Here is a 16,640-nt window from a genome sequence, read left to right as displayed (position 1 = left end):
CAGTCGGTTGAGATGTCGCAATCCCCACCGAGCCAGAAGGCCCTCACCCGTTCAAGCACCCAGCACGCGTGTCACCAACGTCCCGGGACAACACAGCTAGGCCGTGTCCGCAAAGTCATGGCAGCCATAGTCGGAGGCAGGCGAGGGTGACCAGGGCTTGGTAGTGGCGGGCGCGTTTGTCGTAGCGGGTGGCGAGGGCTTTGTTGTGCTTGAGCCGGTTGAAGCAGCGTTCGACGACGTTGCGGCGCCGGTAGGCGGCCCGGTCGAGGCGGCAGAGGCTCTCGCCTCGGCGGCGACGGCCGTTGATCTGGTCGATCCGCTCGGGGATCACGGCGGCGATGCCCCGGCGGCGGAGGTAGGTGCGGATCTTCACCGACGAGTAGCCCTTGTCCGCAGCGACCCGCTCGGGTCGGGTCCTGGGGCGGCCCGGCCCGCACCGCGGGATGCGGATGCGGGCCATGACCGCCTCGAACTGGGTGCAGTCGTTGACGTTTCCGCCGCGCCGGTGATCGTGAAGGCCAGGGGCCGGCTGGAGCCGTCGCAGGCGAGGTGGATCTTCGTGGTCAGCCCGCCTCGGGACCGGCCGATCGCCTCGCCCGGCCAGGCCCCCCTTTTCGGGCCCCGGCCGCATGCTGATGGGCTCGCACGGTGGTGGAGTCCACGCACACGATGGACCAGTCGACCCGGCCGACAGCGTCCGAATGCTGCTGCACATGGGCCAGGAGCCGGTCCCAGGTGCCGTCGGCCGACCAGCGGCGGAACCGCTCGTAGACCGTCTTCCACGGCCCATAGCGCTCGGGCAGGTCCCGCCAGGCGGCCCCGGTGGACAGTTTCCACAGGATCCCGTTCACGACCTGCCGCCGGTCCCGCACCGGCCGCCCCATCCGCGGCGGAACCAGCAACGGCTCGATCACCGCCCACGACTCATCAGTCAACTCATGCCGCCGCACCACGAACAGACCAACGACCCACCAACTTTACGGACACGGCCTAGGACGTCTCCGGCGATCGGCGCCCCGTCAGGGGCGCGGGGCGGTGGCGGTCCGCTGCCGCAGCCGGCCGGTCACGGCCAGGGCCAGGGCGAGCCCGCCGGTGAAGTACAGCTGCACCCGGGTGTCCGCTTCGAGCGTCATCAGCACCAGCACGCCCGCGACACCGACCAGCGTCACCCACGTCAGGTACGGGAAGCCCCACATCCGCACCACGAGCCGCTCGGGCGCCTCGCGCTCCAGCTGCCGGCGCAGGCGCAGCTGGGAGGCGGCGATGAAGCCCCACACCACCAGCACCACCGCGCCGACCATGTTCAGCAGCCACGCGAAGACGGTCGTCGGCCACCAGTAGGACAGCAGCACGGCGAAGAAGCCGAACGCCGACGACGCCAGCACCGCCCGGCGCGGCACCCCGCCCGTGGCCTTGCCCAGGGCGGCCGGGCCCTGCCCGCGCGCCACCAGGGAGTAGGCCATGCGGGAGGAGCCGTAGATGTTGGCGTTCATCGCCGAGAGCAGGGCGATCAGCACGACCACGTTCATGATCTGGCCGCCGGCCGGCACGCCGAGCTGCTCGAGCACCGCGGCGTACGGGCCGTCCTCGGTGACGGCCTTGCTGTGCCACGGGACCAGCGTGACGATCACGAGCATCGAGCCGACATAGACGATGCCGATGCGCCACATCGTCGTCCGCACCGCCCGGGCCACCCCGCGCCGGGGGTCCTCGGACTCCGCAGCCGCGATGGTGACGGTCTCCAGACCGCCGTAGGCCACGACCGAGGCCAGCAGGCCGGCCAGCAGACCGCCCGCCCCGTGCGGCATGAAGCCGCCGTCGTGCAGCAGGTGGGTGGTGCCCGGGGACGCCGTGCCGGGCAGCAGGCCCCAGATCGCGAGGGCGCCGAGGACCAGGAAGACCGCGATGGCGCCGATCTTCAGGGCGGCGAACCAGAACTCGAGCTCGCCGAAGCGGGAGACCGCCGCGAGGTTCGTGCCGCAGAACAGCGCCATGAGCCCCAGGACCCACAGCCACGACGGGGTGCCCGGGAACCAGCCCTGCAGGATGTGGGCCGCGCCGATCGCCTCGACCGCCACCCCCACCACCAGCAGCGTCCAGAACATCCAGCCCGCCGTGAAGCCGGCCCACGGGCCGAGGGCCCGGTCGGCGTGGACGGAGAAAGAGCCGGAGGCCGGGTTGGCCGCGGACATCTCGCCGAGCATGCGCATCACGAACATCACCAGCAGCCCGGACACGGCGTACGCGAGCACGATCGACGGCCCGGCGGCGGCAATGCCGGCGCCGGAGCCCACGAAGAGGCCGGCGCCGATGACGCCACCGAGGGCGATCATCGACAGATGCCGTTGCTTGAGCCCGTTGGCCAGCGGTTTCGCCTGCTGCGGCGGGCTCTCGGGCTGCGCGGGAGGGGACTGGAGGGTCCGCATCATGGTCGTGCCTGTCCGTTATCCGAGACGATGGAGATCCCGAGTATGACCAGCGCACACGGGGCTCGCGTCATGCGTCCGATATGCGGACGGTTGATTTACGGAGAGTGGCGGACCTTGTAGCGGCCTGTCGCCAGCTGTAGCGGTGGGGGTCCTGGGCCGTGAGGCCGCCCATAGGGCCTGGATCACATACGAAAGAGGGCCGTTGGCGTTCGTCGACGTCGCGGCCCTTCGCCGTCGGTGGGTACGGCGTGGGATCGCAGGTCACACCGTTGCATCGGGTTTTCGGCGCCGCTAACAATTGCGGGGTCGCTGGGCGTCGTCCGATCGAGAACGGCGCTTTTCTTTGCGCCGATCCAGGCTCCCGCGGCATCCCCTATCGAGAGGTTCAGCTCTTTCATGCGCTCCAACCACTCCGGCTATACCCGTCTGACCAAGGCCCACAAGTTCGCTGCTGCCGGCGTCACCACTGCCGCTGCCGCGGGTGTCGTGCTGGGCGTCGTCCCGGCCGCCACCGCCGCCACCCACGCCCCGGTCAAGCCGGTCGCCTGGAACGCGGAGGCCTTCGGTCAGACCCAGGACGCGGAGCTGGCGAAGGCTGCTGACGCTGCTGCCACCCAGGCCAAGACCGACGCCCAGGCGAAGGTGAAGGCCGCCGCCGACCGCGGTGCCCAGGCCGCCTCCCGCGCCCAGGCCCGCACCGCTCTGAAGCCCGCCGCTGCCAAGCCGGCCGCCCCGGCGCCGAAGGCCTACGGCGACAATCTGGACGGCTGGATCACCCAGGCCCTGGACATCATGAAGGCGAAGAACATCCCGGGTTCCTACGAGGGCATCAAGCGCAACGTGATGCGTGAGTCCACGGGTAACCCGCATGCGATCAACGACTGGGACGTCAACGCCGTCAACGGTGTCCCCTCGAAGGGTCTGCTGCAGATCATCGACCCGACGTTCAAGGCGTATCACGTCGACGGCACCTCCTGGGACATCTACGACCCGGTCGCCAACATCGTCGCGTCCTGCAACTACGCCGCCGACAAGTACGGCTCCATGGACAACGTCAACTCCGCCTACTGATCAAGCGGAGACGACTGAAAGCGGGTGGCATCGCCGAGCGATGCCACCCGCTTCGTGCATGCGGTCAGCGGGTCGGCGGCTTGATGTAGCCCCTCTTCACCAGTTGGTCGCAGTGCCACTTGGCGTAGCGGGGGCTCTCCTTCTTCTGCTTGACGGCCGTGTCCACGCACTCCTTGTACGGATAGGGCGGGTGGCCTCCGCGGCCAGGGGCCGCGATTGCGGGGCCCGCCGTCATGGTGGCGCCCATCGCGACGGCGGCGAGAACGGTGACGAGCCTGTAGACGGTCCTGCGCACCTGCACTCCTCGGCACTCTCACTCCGGAGCGGGGTGCTCCGGACACGGGGGACCAACGACCCCGGCCCCGCGGTCGCAACCCTCCGCGACCGCAGTTCACTCGGTGCGAGCAACGGCAGAAGCCGGCTATCCGTACGACTGTTCTATATGTGACGTACGCTGAACCTTATGGCTCTGCAGCTCCAGGGTTCGCTGTTCGACGTGGCGGACAAGATCACTCTTCGGCGACCGCTGCACGAGGGCCGCCGCACCCACCTCGCCGAGGGCGCCTGGATCGACGTCCTGCCCGGCTGGCTGGGCGGTTCGGACCTGCTGTTCGAGGAGCTGGTGCGGACGGTGCCGTGGCACGCCGAACGGCGGCACATGTACGACAACGAGGTCGACGTCCCCCGGCTCCTCGCGTACTACGGCGAGGGCGACGTCCTGCCGCACCCGGTCCTGGCCGAGGCGCGCGAGGCGCTCAGTGCGCACTACGCCGCCGAGCTCGGCGAGCCCTTCCGCACCGCCGGTCTGTGCTTCTACCGCGACGGGCGGGACAGTGTCGCCTGGCACGGCGACCGCATCGGGCGCGGCTCACGCGAGGACACGATGGTCGCCATCCTCGGGATCGGCGAGCCCCGGCCGCTGCTCCTGCGGCCGCACGGCGGCGGCCCCACCCGTATCCGGCAGCCCCTCGGCCACGGCGACCTCGTCGTGATGGGCGGCAGCTGCCAGCGCACCTGGGACCACTCGATCCCCAAGACCTCCCGGCCCGTCGGCCCGCGCATCAGCATCCAGTTCCGTCCGCGCGGCGTGGGGTGAGCCGTACGCGCCGTACGAGCCGTACGCGAAAAGAGCGTCATGAGTACGGCAGAAGTCCGTGTCGTGGTCGGGGAGAAGTCCGCTCGGGCTATGATCACCGCAGGAGGTGACCTGTGTCCGAGTTGTTCGACGCGGTCGACGCCCTGATCGCCTCGGCCTCGCCCCTGCCCCCGCCCGCCGAGCGCGAACGGTTGCGCAAGGCCCACGGCCTGTCGCAGGAACAGGTGGCCAAGGCGCTGCAGGTGCGGCGCGCGACGGTGGTGTCCTGGGAGAACGGCAGGACCGAGCCCCGGCCCCCGCAGCGCGAGGCCTACGCCCGCCTGCTGGAGCGCCTCGCCGAGCTCTACCCGCCCAACGCCCCCGCACCCGCGGAGGTCACGCCCCCCGCGTCGCCCGCGCCGGCCGTCCCGGCCCCCGCCGCGCCCCCCGCAGTGACTCCCGAGGCCCGGCCCCGGCAGGCCCCGGCGGCGCAGGCCCGGACCCCGCAGGCCGAGGCCGACCGGACCCCGGCACCGCCCACCGCCCGGGGCACCGCGCCGCGCCGCCCCGCGGCCCCCGGTGCACGGTCCGAAGCGGAAGCGCAAGCGGAAGCGCAAGCCGAAGCCGACGCCGAGACGCGCTTCGAGAACGGCCCGCTGGCCGTGCTGGACGGCGACGGCTCGGCGTACTGCGCCGCCGGCCTGGTCCTGCACTGCCCGGCCACCACCCTGCCCGCCCTCGTGGAATGGGCGCTGACCGAGGCGCGGTTGGGCGCGCCCCGGCTGCACCGCAACGGCAAGGACGCCGACCCCCTCGTCGTCCTCACCGCCACGGCCGCCGTGCGGCTGGGGCTCCCCGAGCACCTGGAGGACCGCAGGGGCCTGCGGCTGCCCGCCGACCACCCGGCCGTCCGGCAGCTGACCCGGGCCAAGTGGCAGCTCACCCGCCGCGGTTTCGGGCCCTGGGCGCGCGTCTACCGCCCCGCGGACGGCGACCGGCGCCGGTGCGTGCAGCTCGCCGTCCTGCCGTGGGGCGCCCTGGACCCGCGGGCCTGGGGGGAGGCCGACCGGCTGCCGGCCCCCGAGCTCGCCCGGATCCTGACCGACTACGCCTCTCGCGTCCTGACCCCCCGCGGCTCCACCGCCGTCACCGGTCTGGAGCTGATGACGGCCCTGCGCCCGCCCACCCGCGCCGTGAAGGACGAGGGCACGGGCACCTGGGCCTCGGCCCCGGCGCCGGGCGCCCTGACCGAGCCGGTCGCGTGCGCGCCCCCCGAGGCCCCCGACGGTCACCCGCTCGTGGCCGCGCGCCACCCCCCGCACCACCAGCGCACCCCGGACGAGATGCTGATGGAGGAGGCCTGCGCCTGGGCGCGGCAGCTGACGGACGAGGAGTGCACGAAGCCGTACGTCGTCGGCATCGACGTCAACATGGCCTTCGCCGCCGCCGCCAACCGCCTGAACGTCGGCCTGTCCGCCCCGGTCCACCTCAGGCGGCCCGCGTTCGACAAGGCGCTGCCCGGCAGCTGGCTGGTCGACCTCTCGCACATCACCTTCGACCCCCGCCTGCCGTCCCCCTTCACCCCGACCGGACAGCGGCCCGAGGGGCCCGCCTGGTACGCCACCCCCACCGTCGCCTACGCCGTCGAACTCGGCCACCGCGTCGAGCCCCTGGAGGCGTACGTACGCCTGGAGCACGGCCCGTACCTCGACCCCTGGTACACCCGGCTGCGCGACGCCTACCTGGCCACCATGGAACAGCTGGGCGTCACGCCGGGCATGGCCGAGGAGGACTTCCTCGCCGCCATGGCCGTGCACAAGCGGACCGACCCCGGGCAGGCCGCCGTGCTGTCGGCCGTCAAGGCGACGATGAAGGGCGGCATCGGCAAGCTGCGCGAGCGCCCCCAGGGCCACTGGCGGCCCGGAGAGCCCTGGCCGGCCCTCGAACGCCCGACCTGGCGTCCCGACATCCGCGCCGCCGTCATCGCCACCGCCCGCGTCAACATGCACCGCAAGATGCTCCGGCTCGCCGCGGTGGGCCTGTACCCGGTCGCCGTCAACTCCGACTGTGCGGTCTACGCCTCCGACGGCCCCTCGCCGCTGGACTTCCTGCCGCGCACGCCGGACGGCAGGCCCCTGCCCGGTGGTTTCCGGCTCGGCGTGAGCCCCGGCATGGTCAAGCACGAGGGCACCCAGTCCGTCCTGTGGGCCGAGGGCCTGATGGAGGAGTACGGCACGGACGGCGTGAACATCGCCCGCCACATCAAGGACGGCACCGTGGGTGCCGGCTGGGACGACGGAGAGTAGGACAGCGCGATGGGCATCCTCGGCGACAGCCTCCAGCGGGCTGCCGAGAACACGTTCACCCGCCCGGTGCCGAAGTCGGCCGGGGCGCAGATGCGGTTCCTGGTCCGGCAGTACAAGGGCTCCACGCGGGAAGTGGCCCGGCTGCTGGGCGTCTCCCAGCGCACCGTGGAGCGCTACGTCAAGGACCAGCTCCGGCACCCGCGCAAGGACCTCGCCGCCCGCCTGACCGCGGAGGTGCGCCGGCGGTGGCAGCCGAAGGTCCGTCAGCGGGCCCGCGAGCAGGCCGCCACCAGCACCGGCATCGTCATCGAGACCCGGGCCCGCTTCGGCTTCACCGCCGCCCCCGGCACCACCGACGACGCCCGGCAGCGTCTGATCACCCAGCACCTCCCGCCCGACTACGCGGCCCGCCTCTTCGAGGCGCAGTCCGCGGGTGCCGCCGAGCAGCACCTGCGGGAGATCGCCGCCGAGGGCCTGCAGGAGATCTACTTCAAGGACAGCGGCCGCCGGGCCGCCGGCCTGCTGGTGGAGTTCACCGACATCGACTACGCCGAATTCGACTACTGAGGCTGTCGACTACTGACGGTTGTCGACTTCTCGGGTTGTCGACTGCTGAGCCCGTGCCGTCACGCCACCTGGCGGCCGGTGATGTAGCCGACGAGGGGCGCGGTCGACTGGATGCGGATCTTGTCGACGACCGCGCCGGCGGGCAGGGCCTGGACGAGTTTGCTGCCCGCCACGGTGAGTGTCGAGGACTGGGCGGGGGAGTCCCAGCTGCCGTCCTCGTGATGGAAGGTGAGGGTTATGCGCGCATCGCCTCCCTGCGGGGCCAGGCAGAGCCAGAGGGGGCCGTTGCGGGCGCCGCCCTGCGGGGCCGCGGCGGTGCCGGCGGGTTCCACGGGCAGGTCGAAGGCGGTGGATGCGGGCACGGTGAAATAGGCGAGCACGTGGTCCTCCGTGTACCGGGGAGCGGGTGGGGTGGGCGGCGCGGGCCGGAAGGACAGCGCCCAGGCGCGCAGGGCGTCCCGGCTGGCCAGGTGGCAGTAGTCGTGGTCCATGCCGCCGGATTCGCTGTACTGGTGGAAGAGCCAGGGGGCCTGGATGCCGGGCCGGCCGGCGGGACGTCCGGCGGTGGCGATCCACAGGAAGTCGCCGTAGTTCGACGTCTGGTCGACGTGGAGCCAGTAGTCCAGATTGCAGTACATCCCGACCGGGTTGTCGGGCATCCGGTCCTTGACGTACGCCAGCCACGCGTCCCGGTAGGCGACCTGGCGCGATTTGGGCACGCCGGCGTTGGCGTCGTCGTAGCCCTCCCAGTCCAGGACGACGATGTCCCCCGGCCGCCAGGCCACCTGCCGCAGAAAGTAATCGGCCTCCCTCCGCGCGTCGTTGGCCATGTGCGGGTAGTGGTAGCCGCCCCACACCAGCCCGTGCGCTTTCGCGTGGTCCCGCTGTGCGACCCACTTGGGGTTGACGTAGCCGAGCCCTTCGGTGATCTTGACGAACACGAAGGACAGGCCGCTGGTGTCGGGGTTCGACGACTGGTACGAGGCCCAGTCCTGTCCGTAGATGCCCATGTCGTAGACCTCTCGCGGTGAGCCGGGTGCGCGGGGCCGCGGCCGGCGCACGTCCGGGCTCTGGGAAGTGTGGGTCAGCACCCCGTCCAGGACAAGCACAGTGACGGGGCGAAATCCCGGTCGCCCCCCGTGAACCGGTCGCCGCCCGCGGCGCTCAGGCCCGCTGCTGCCCGGGCAGCGCCACGCCGCGGAACTGCGCGCGCTGCATCTCGTACAGGGCGCGGAAGGCGCCGCCGGGCCGGGCCAGCAGCTCCTCGAACGTACCGCTCTCGCGCAACTCGCCCTTCTCCAGGACATGGACGAGGTCGGCGTGACGGACGGAGGCGAGGCGGTGGGTGATCAGGACGACGGTCCGCCCGCCGTCGGCGAGCTTGCGGATCTGCTCGAAGACCTCCAGCTCCGCCTTCGCGTCCAGCGCGGAGGTCGGCTCGTCCACGACGAGGATGTCGGCGTCGCGGTAGCGGGCACGGGCCAGGCCCAGCCGCTGCCACTGCCCACCGGAGATCTCGTGCCCGCCCTTGTAGCCCTTCGACAGCAGCGTGTCCCAGCCGTGGGGCAGCTGCGCGACCACCTCGTCCGCACCGGCGTACGCGGCCGCCGCCGCCAGGTCCGCCTCGTGCAGCGGACGGGCGGGCCGGCCGATGGCGACGTTCATGCGGCAGGTGAACGGCCAGCGGTGGAAGTCCTGGCTGACGAGAGCGACCTTCGCGAAGACCTGCGCGCGGTCCAGCCGCCGCACGTCGACTCCGTCCCACAGGACGCGGCCGTCGTCCGGCTCGTACAGCCCGGCCAGCAGCTTGGAGACGGTCGTCTTGCCCGAGCCGTTCTCGCCGACCAGGGCGACGATCCTGCCGAGGGGCACGTCGAGGGTGACGTCCTTGAGTGCCGGCCTCGCCTGCGATGCATCGCTCCCCTGGTCGACGGGATAGCGGAAGGTGACGTTCTCGAAGCGGATCAGCGACGGCCGCTTCGGCACCGGCAGCCCGCCGACGGGAATCGTGCGTGCCGCGGCCTCCTCGACGAGCCGCTCCAGGTCGCTGACGTAACAGGCCTCCTCGTAGAGGTTGTTGACCTGCAGGACCAGCGTGGACAGGCTCTGCCCACCGGTCCGGATGGCCAGGACGGCGGTGCCCGCCACCGACAACGCCATCACCCCCGTCACCAGCAGCAGGCCCAGAGCCGCGTACGTCAGGGCGGCCGCGGCACCGGTCAGTGCGGCGGCGAGCAGCCGCACCCGCGCGGCGCCGGCGGCCAGGCGGGCCTGCTCGGCCTCGGAGGCCTGCGACATCTCCCGGAAGTGGTGCAGCAGGAACGGCCCCACGTCGTGCACCCGGATCTCCGGGGCCGGGCCGGTGCGCAGCAGCGTCTGGGACAGCAGCCGCCCCGCCCGCGCGTGCTGCACCCACCGCAGGTAGCTGCCGTAGCGCGCCCGGGCGGTGCGCAACGAGGCCCACGACCTGGGCAGCGTCATGAGCACCAGCAGGGGCAGCAGCACCGGGTGCAGCACCGTCAGCACCCCGCCGGCCGCCACGAAGCTCACCAGCGAACCGACGACGCCGGTGCAGTAGCTGGTCATGCGTCGCGCCGAGGAGGCGCCGTACTGGGCGGAGTCCAGCAGGCGGTGGAAGTCGGCGTCCTCGATCGCCGCCAGCTCCACCCGGATCACGTGCTCCAGATACATCTCGGTCGCCACCCGCTCGACCTTCGGCTCCAGCCGCCCCGTGCCCGACGTCGACGCCGAGGTCGCCAGGGCACCGACGATGCCGGTCAGGGCCGCCACGACCATCGAGGGGATCGCGGCCTGCAGCCGCTGCTGGATGGCACCTGCGGCCAGCACGGCGGCCAGGACGCTGTTGACGGCCACCAGGCCGACCGCCTGGCTCACCCCGCGCACGAGCTCCCCGGCCCCCACGGTCCACAGCGAACGCCGGTCGGCACGCCAGGCCAGCCGCACCGTGAAGGCGACCAGGCGGGGCAGGCGCACGGCCATCGCCCCCAGGGACATCTCGAAGAACGCCGTGTTGTGCCGCGCCCACAGCGCGTCGTGCAGCAGTGGCCCGCCGAAGAGCAGCCGCTCGGACGCGGATCCCTGCGGCGACCGCTCGCCCTCGTCCTGCCGGCGTTCGTGGCGGTGCAGCACTGCGCCCTCCTCCAGAATCCGAACAGGCGTCGATCGACCGGAGATTCCCGGGGAGCATGCCCGGCACCGCCCGGGCGATTCGCCGCACCGCCGCCGCTCACCCGATCCGGTAAGGGCTTCGCGTCCGGGAACGAGCAGGCCCCACGGCGAACGACGCCGTCACCCGGCCGCATAGGCTGTGCCCCATGCCCGAACCGTCCCCGCTCATCAAGAGCCTGCGCGCGGCCGTGGAGGCCGCGCCCGACGACGTGCCCCTGCGCCTGCACCTCGCCGAACTCCTGCTCGGCCTGGGCGAGGGACACGAAGCGATATCCCACGCGGCCGCGGCCCTGCAGCGCGAGCCCGGCAACCTTGAGGCGCAGGCCCTCATGGCCCGCGCCGTCGCCCCGCCGGCCGCACCCGCCGCGCCCCCACCCGCACCACCCACCCCCGAACCTCCGTCCGCTGCCCCGCCGTCCGGCCAGGCCTACGACTGGCAGCGCGCCGAGGACGAACTGTCCGGCATCGTCCCGCCCCGCTTCGTCGACGACCACGACTGCCCCGCGGCCCGCGCCGGCGACACCCCCGAGCCGCCCCACGCCGCCCAGGACGGCGCCCTTGGCCCCGCCGACGACACCGGCGGCCTGTGGGACGTGGAGCACGCCAGCCTCACCCTCGCCGACGTCGGCGGCATGGACGAGGTCAAGCAGCGCCTCGAAGCCGCCTTCCTCGCCCCTTTGCGCAACCCCGACCTGCGCCGGCTCTACGGCAAGTCCCTGCGCGGCGGACTGCTGATGTACGGCCCGCCCGGCTGCGGCAAGACCTTCATCGCCCGCGCCGTCGCCGGCGAACTCGGCGCCCGCTTCATGAGCGTGTCCATCAGCGACGTCCTCGACATGTGGATGGGCAACTCCGAGCGCAACCTGCGCCGGCTCTTCGAGACCGCCCGCCGCCACGCCCCCTGCGTGCTCTTCCTCGACGAACTCGACGCCCTCGGCGCCAAGCGCAGCCAGATCCGGCACACCGGCATGCGCACCACCGTCAACCAGCTCCTGACCGAACTCGACGGCATCGGCGCCGCCGACGGCGGCGTCTTCGTCCTCGCCGCCACCACCCACCCCTGGGACGTCGACACCGCCCTGCGCCGCTCCGGCCGCCTGGACCGGATGCTGCTCGTCGTGCCGCCCGACCGGCCCGCCCGCGAGGCCGTCCTGCGCCACCACCTCAAGGACCGCCCGGTCGCCGGCATCGACCTCGCCGCGCTGGCCAAGCGTACGGAAGGGTTCTCCGGCGCCGACATCGAGCACCTGTGCGACTCCGCCGCCGAACAGGCGCTGATGGACTCCGTGCGCACCGGCGAAGCCCGCATGATCGGCATGGCCGACTTCGCCGCCGTCATCGGCCGGATACGCCCCTCCACCGGCCCCTGGTTCGCCGCCGCCCGCGACGTCGCCCGGTTCGCCGACGAAGGCGGCGCCTACGACGAACTGCTGGCCTACCTCAAGAAGCGGAGGATGCTGTGAGCGCGGGCACCGGGCCGAAGGGACACGCCCGGGCCCTGATGGAGATCGGCCGCCACCAGCAGGCCGCCGAACACCTCGCCCGCCACCTCGCCCAGCACCCCGGCGACGCCCAGGCCTGGGCGCAACTGGCCCACTGCCGCTTCAAGGCCGGCGACTGGGAAGGCGCCCTGAAGGCCGCCGACGACGGCATAGCCGCCGACTCCCGCTGCGACGACGCCTGGCGGCAACGGGCCCTCGTCCTGCCGTACACCGGCCTGGAGGGCGGCAGCACGGCCGACCCCGCGCGGGTGCGCCTGGCGCTGGAGGCCGCCCGCGAGGCCGTCCGCATCGACCCGCAGGAACCGGCCAACCACAGCATGCTCGCCCGCTACCTGGGCCTCACCGGCAACCAGGAGGAGGCGTACCACGCCGCTCTCACCGCCGTCGCACTCGACCCCGAGAACCCCACCGCCCGCTTCAACCTCGCCCACTTCGCCGACGTCACCGGCCGCCCGGACGTCCGCGAACAGACCCTGCGCGAGACGCTGCGTCTGGACCCCGACCACGCCGACGCCCGCGCCACCCTGGCCGAACTGCAGGCCGAGGCCGGCCGGATGAAACTGCCCGAACTCGCAGGGGAGTACGGCGCGGCCCTCGGCGCCCGGCCCCACGCCGGCCACATCGAGAACAAGCTGAACCTGCTCGTCCTGCGACTGCTGCGCCGCACCCGCTGGTTCGCCCTGCTGTGCCTGGTCATCGCCGCCCTCGCCGCACGGGCGTGCCCCACGAAGGACGACGCGACGGCCCTGCCCGCCCCGCTCGGCACCCGGCTGTGGGCCGCGACCGTGATGGGCCTGGTCTGGACCGTGGGCGCCTGGTACCTCGCCTACCGCAGACTCCCGCACGGCGCGCGCACGAACCTGCGCTCGCAGCTGCGCCGCCGGTGGGCCGCCCGGCTGCCCCTCCTGCACGCCGCGTGGGGCACCGCCCTCGCCCTCGTCACCGTGCTCGTCCCCCTCACCGACCGCGGCACCGTGCAGACGCTCGTCCTGACCGGCGCCGTCCCGGTCGTGCTGGCCATGTGGTACGGCAGCGCCCAGCGCCGCGTGGCGCGCGAACAGCAGGAGCGCACCACCTGAAAGGCCCCCGCATAGTGCGTTCGGCCCCCTTCCGGCGCCTCGCCGCGCCATGATGCCGTGCTGTGGGCGAAGCGAAGGAGCACAAGGAGCAGGGGAGCGGCACGGCGGAGCGCGTGCCGCCGCCCGGGGTGCTGCCCGGGCACCGCGGCCCCTGGTACGAACTGATCGGCTGCGGCCTGCACGGCCACCACCTCGTGGGCACCGACGCGGCCCGGCTGCGCCCCGGCGACGCACTGCTGGCCCGTACATCGCCGGACGGCCTGCGCTGGCACCGCTGCCTGCGCTGCGACGCATGGATCGTGCTGCCGCCCCCCGACCACCCCGCCCGGGACGTGCCCCCGGACCGCGACGGGATCCGCCTGCCGCTGCGCGGCCGTCCCCTGCGCGATCGCTACGTGCTGCGCCTGATCGCCCTCGACCGGCTGCTGCACTTCGTGGTCCTCGGCGTCCTGGCCCTGGCCGTCCTCCTCTTCGCCGACCGCCGCGAGCGCCTGCGCGGCCCCTTCTACCGCGTGGTCGACGCCCTGCAGAACGGCATCGGCGGCCCCAGCGGCCGGCACGGCCACGGACTGCTCGGCGAACTCGACCGCGCCTTCGCCGCCCGCACCTCGACCCTGTGGCTGATCGGCCTGGTCCTCGCGCTCTACGCCCTCCTGGAAGGCGTGGAGGCGGTGGGCCTGTGGTACGCCCGCCGCTGGGCCGAGTACCTCACCTTCGTCGCCACCTCCGTGCTGCTCCTTCCCGAGCTGTACGAGCTGACCGGCCGCATCAGCGCCACCAAGATCCTCACCCTGGTCGTCAACCTGGCCGTCGTGGTCTACCTCCTGCTGGCCAAACGGCTCTTCGGCGTCCGCGGCGGCGCCCGGGCCGAGGAGGCCGAGCGCGCCCACGACACCGGCTGGCAGGCCCTCGAACGCACCCACCCCGGCCCCGCGCCGGGCCCGGCACCCTCGTGAACCCCCCTCAGCCGGCCGCCGGCTCGGCGCCCAGCACCGGATCGTGGTGGATCCGCTCGGCCGGCACCCCCAGCCCGGCCAGCCGCTCCACCGTGGCCGCCACCATGCGCGGCGGACCGCTGACGTACGCCACACGCCCGCGCCAGGTGCCGTCGGCCGCGACCGCCTCGGCGACCGGACCCACGGGGGCGCCCGTCGGCCCCGGTTCCCCGCTGAAGACCGGCACCACGCGCAGCCACGTCCGCCGCGCCTCCAACTCGGCCAGCCACCGCGCCGCGTACAGGTCGGCGGGGCCGCGGGCGCCGACGTAGACGTCCACGCGACGATGGCCCTGACGCCGGGCCGCCAGCTCCTCCAGCAGCGCCTTGACCGGGGCGAGACCGGTGCCGCCGGCCACCATCACCAGGTCGTGCGTCAGCTCCCCGTCCAGCGTCATCGTGCCGGCCGGCGGCCCCAGCCGCACCTCGTCCCCGACGCGCGTACGGTCCACCAGCGCCTCGCTCACCCCGCCCGGGCCCGTCCGCCGGACGTGGAACTCCAGGACGTTGTCGGTGCGCGGCGCGCACGCCATCGAGTACTGCCGCCAGGCCTGCGGCAGCAGCGGCGAGGCCACCGCCCCGTACTGGCCGGCCCGGTACGGGTACGGCTCGTGGGTGCGCACCCGCAGCACGGCCAGGTCCGTACCGTGGCGCTCGTGGCCCATCACCACGCCCTCCCAGGCGGGCGGTTCGGTCAGCGCGGCGTCCGCGCCGGCGACCATCAGGTCGACGGCGAAGCGCAGCATGCGCGTCCACGCCGCGTCCAGCTCCGCCGTCAGGCCGGGACCGGCGCAGACCTGCAGCGCCTCGCGCAAGGACGCCTCGAAGGTCTCGTAGTGCACCGGCCGGACCCCGAGCTTGCGGTGGTCACGGCCCAGGCGGGTGAAAGTGGCGGCCGTCTCCTCGGGGGAGTCGGGCGACTCGATCAGGTACCGGAACATGTGCGCCAAGTGCCTGCGCTGGAAGTCCATCGAGGCGGGGAAGAGCGACCGCAGGTACGGCCAGCGCCGGAACATCACCTCGTAGAGATGGCCGATCAGGCCGTCGAAGGGCGTCACCAGGTGCAGATGACGGGTGATCAGCTCCTGGTCGCCCCGGTCGTGACGGCGCTGCTGCGCCCCGGCCGGCTCCGGCTCGCGGAGTGCGGGGGAGCGCTCGGGCGCCAGCAGCCTGCGGCGCAGCCGCATGGCGTCGTGCCGGGCCAGCAGGGCGTAGTACTCCTCGCCGAGCTGGGTGCTCACCGGCGTTCCGGCGTCGGGACGGGACATGCGCAGGGCTCCTGGTCCGAAGGTACGTGGTGCGTGCAGGAGTATGGCAACGGCGCCCCGGGACCGACCGGCCCGGGGCGAGAGGGCCGAACGGCCCTGGCCCCACGTCCCATGACGTGCTGTCGGATACGCTCGCCCCATGCGCTCCCGTGCCGGCGCCGCCCTCGCAGGCGCGCTTCCCGCAGCCCTCCTCTGCGCCGTCACCGCCGGGCCGGCCCCTGCCGCGGCCGAGCCCGCCGACGGCGTCGTCGTCGGCGGACCGGGCAGCGCCCAGCGGGGCGAACAGGTGGACTTCGTCGTCTCCGTACGCGACTCCCTGCCCGGCGTCGACCGCGTGACCCTCACCTCCCCGGTGCTGGTCAAGGACACCGTCGTCGTCACCCGCAAGCACTTCGGGCACAACAAGGCCGACGAGTACACGATCGACATCCGTGATTACGTGCGCTGCGACCTCGGGCTCGGCACCTACGAGATACGCGCCGCAGCGGGCGGCACCGGCCACGGGCGCACCACCTCCGTCGCCTTCACGGTGACCGGCACGCGCGACGCGTCCGCCCGCACCTTCTGCGCGGCCCCCCGCGCGGAGCAGGAGCGCCTGGCCCGGGCGGCGCAGGACGCACTGCCCGACACCACCGCCGGCGAGCCCGTCACCGACGACGCCACCCCAGGTGTCTTGGGTGGCACGGCCCTGACGGTCGGGGCCACGTTCCTCGTCCTGCTGGCCGTCGCCCGGACCGCCCTGCACCGCTACCGCCGCCGCCCACGGCCTTAGGGACTGCCCGGCGGATCTTCGTCAGGCGCCACCACGGCGCCCCGTAGGGGCGCGGGGCGTTGTTGATGTGCGGCTGCCGCCGCGTGGGCGCGACAAGCCACGACGCGCCCGCAGTCGCCCCCGGGGGTGGCGTGTCAGCTGCGGGCCATCGCGGGCCGATGGCGCAGTTCCCCGCGCCCCTTGCGGGGCACTGCATGATCCGCCGGACACGCCCTAGCTGTGTTGTCCCGGCAGGTTGGTGACACGGCTGGCGGGTGTTTGGCCTGCGATGCCGGTGTGGGGTCGGTGGTAGCTGTACCAGTCCAGCCAGTCGGGAAAGGCGGCTTGGCGTTCGTGGTCTGAGGTGTAGGGCTGCTGGTAGGCCCATTCCTCGAGCAGGGTGCGGTGG

14 protein-coding genes and 1 pseudogene are annotated in these 16,640 nt (G+C 73.1%); 8 read left to right on the top strand and 7 right to left on the bottom strand.

The genetic code is table 11. The features are described 5' to 3' along the window. Window positions 1–115 precede the first annotated feature (115 nt). Together AB0K17_RS30185 and AB0K17_RS30180 are read right to left on the bottom strand one after the other, a co-directional pair. Window positions 116–950, bottom strand: a pseudogene (locus AB0K17_RS30185) (IS5 family transposase). A 69-nt stretch (window positions 951–1,019) separates the two neighbouring features. Further along, window positions 1,020–2,426: an amino acid permease gene (locus AB0K17_RS30180; RefSeq protein WP_365984941.1), complete on the bottom strand. Its 1,407-nt coding sequence runs from the start codon at window positions 2,424–2,426 to the stop codon at window positions 1,020–1,022. A gap of 399 nt (window positions 2,427–2,825) precedes the next feature. Here AB0K17_RS30180 and AB0K17_RS30175 point away from each other — a divergent pair, with 399 nt between their 5' ends. After that, on the top strand, window positions 2,826–3,500 hold the full coding sequence (locus tag AB0K17_RS30175) for a transglycosylase SLT domain-containing protein (protein WP_365984939.1): 675 nt from the start codon (window positions 2,826–2,828) through the stop codon (window positions 3,498–3,500). Between the two features lie 64 nt (window positions 3,501–3,564). On the opposite strand, the gene AB0K17_RS30170 is transcribed toward AB0K17_RS30175, so the two are convergent. Beyond that, window positions 3,565–3,795: a hypothetical protein gene (locus tag AB0K17_RS30170; protein WP_365968667.1), complete on the bottom strand. Its 231-nt coding sequence runs from the start codon at window positions 3,793–3,795 to the stop codon at window positions 3,565–3,567. 168 nt (window positions 3,796–3,963) lie between these two features. Between AB0K17_RS30170 and AB0K17_RS30165 the strand changes: the two genes are divergently transcribed. The 3 genes from AB0K17_RS30165 to AB0K17_RS30155 all read left to right on the top strand — a co-directional run bounded on the left by AB0K17_RS30165 (window position 3,964) and on the right by AB0K17_RS30155 (window position 7,448). Next, window positions 3,964–4,596, top strand: coding sequence for an alpha-ketoglutarate-dependent dioxygenase AlkB (locus tag AB0K17_RS30165; protein ID WP_365984938.1), 633 nt, complete (start codon window positions 3,964–3,966; stop codon window positions 4,594–4,596). Between the two features lie 113 nt (window positions 4,597–4,709). Next, window positions 4,710–6,881 carry a helix-turn-helix domain-containing protein gene (locus AB0K17_RS30160; RefSeq protein WP_365984937.1) on the top strand — a complete coding sequence of 724 codons (2,172 nt, stop codon included), beginning with the start codon at window positions 4,710–4,712 and terminating at the stop codon, window positions 6,879–6,881. Between the two features lie 9 nt (window positions 6,882–6,890). After that, window positions 6,891–7,448 carry an XRE family transcriptional regulator gene (locus AB0K17_RS30155; RefSeq protein ID WP_365968664.1) on the top strand — a complete coding sequence of 186 codons (558 nt, stop codon included), beginning with the start codon at window positions 6,891–6,893 and terminating at the stop codon, window positions 7,446–7,448. A gap of 59 nt (window positions 7,449–7,507) precedes the next feature. On the opposite strand, the gene AB0K17_RS30150 is transcribed toward AB0K17_RS30155, so the two are convergent. Together AB0K17_RS30150 and AB0K17_RS30145 are read right to left on the bottom strand one after the other, a co-directional pair. Further along, a complete protein-coding gene (locus AB0K17_RS30150) occupies window positions 7,508–8,539 on the bottom strand; it encodes a glycoside hydrolase family 25 protein (protein WP_365984936.1) in 1,032 nt (343 codons plus the stop codon). Window positions 8,540–8,612: 73 nt separating this feature from the next. Further along, a complete protein-coding gene (locus tag AB0K17_RS30145) occupies window positions 8,613–10,598 on the bottom strand; it encodes an ATP-binding cassette domain-containing protein (protein ID WP_365984935.1) in 1,986 nt (661 codons plus the stop codon). Window positions 10,599–10,783: 185 nt separating this feature from the next. On the opposite strand from AB0K17_RS30145, the gene AB0K17_RS30140 reads away from it, so the two are divergent. The 3 genes from AB0K17_RS30140 (at window position 10,784) to AB0K17_RS30130 (ending at window position 14,174) form a co-directional block, all read left to right on the top strand. Beyond that, on the top strand, window positions 10,784–12,100 hold the full coding sequence (locus tag AB0K17_RS30140) for an ATP-binding protein (protein WP_365984934.1): 1,317 nt from the start codon (window positions 10,784–10,786) through the stop codon (window positions 12,098–12,100). Beyond that, on the top strand, window positions 12,097–13,218 hold the full coding sequence (locus tag AB0K17_RS30135; RefSeq protein WP_365984933.1) for a tetratricopeptide repeat protein: 1,122 nt from the start codon (window positions 12,097–12,099) through the stop codon (window positions 13,216–13,218). The genes AB0K17_RS30140 and AB0K17_RS30135 overlap by 4 nt, the downstream gene beginning before the upstream one ends. 62 nt (window positions 13,219–13,280) lie before the next feature. Beyond that, window positions 13,281–14,174: a DUF2127 domain-containing protein gene (locus tag AB0K17_RS30130; protein WP_365984932.1), complete on the top strand. Its 894-nt coding sequence runs from the start codon at window positions 13,281–13,283 to the stop codon at window positions 14,172–14,174. Between the two features lie 7 nt (window positions 14,175–14,181). Here the strand turns inward: AB0K17_RS30130 and AB0K17_RS30125 are convergent, their stop codons facing one another. Continuing rightward, complete coding sequence (locus tag AB0K17_RS30125; protein WP_365984931.1) at window positions 14,182–15,480, bottom strand: globin domain-containing protein; 1,299 nt, start codon at window positions 15,478–15,480, stop codon at window positions 14,182–14,184. 139 nt (window positions 15,481–15,619) lie between these two features. Between AB0K17_RS30125 and AB0K17_RS30120 the strand changes: the two genes are divergently transcribed. Continuing rightward, on the top strand, window positions 15,620–16,252 hold the full coding sequence (locus AB0K17_RS30120; RefSeq protein WP_365984930.1) for a hypothetical protein: 633 nt from the start codon (window positions 15,620–15,622) through the stop codon (window positions 16,250–16,252). A 213-nt stretch (window positions 16,253–16,465) separates the two neighbouring features. Here AB0K17_RS30120 and AB0K17_RS30115 read toward each other — a convergent pair. Continuing rightward, window positions 16,466–16,640, bottom strand: a 175-nt coding sequence (locus AB0K17_RS30115) for an integrase core domain-containing protein (protein WP_365984940.1), incomplete at its 5' end; no start/stop codon positions are given.

Source organism: Streptomyces sp. NPDC049585, from assembly GCF_040675615.1.
Classification (GTDB): Bacteria; Actinomycetota; Actinomycetes; order Streptomycetales; family Streptomycetaceae; genus Streptomyces; species Streptomyces luteosporeus.
Note: the sequence above shows the minus strand (reverse complement) of the source record. Positions and strands in the feature narration are given on the sequence as shown.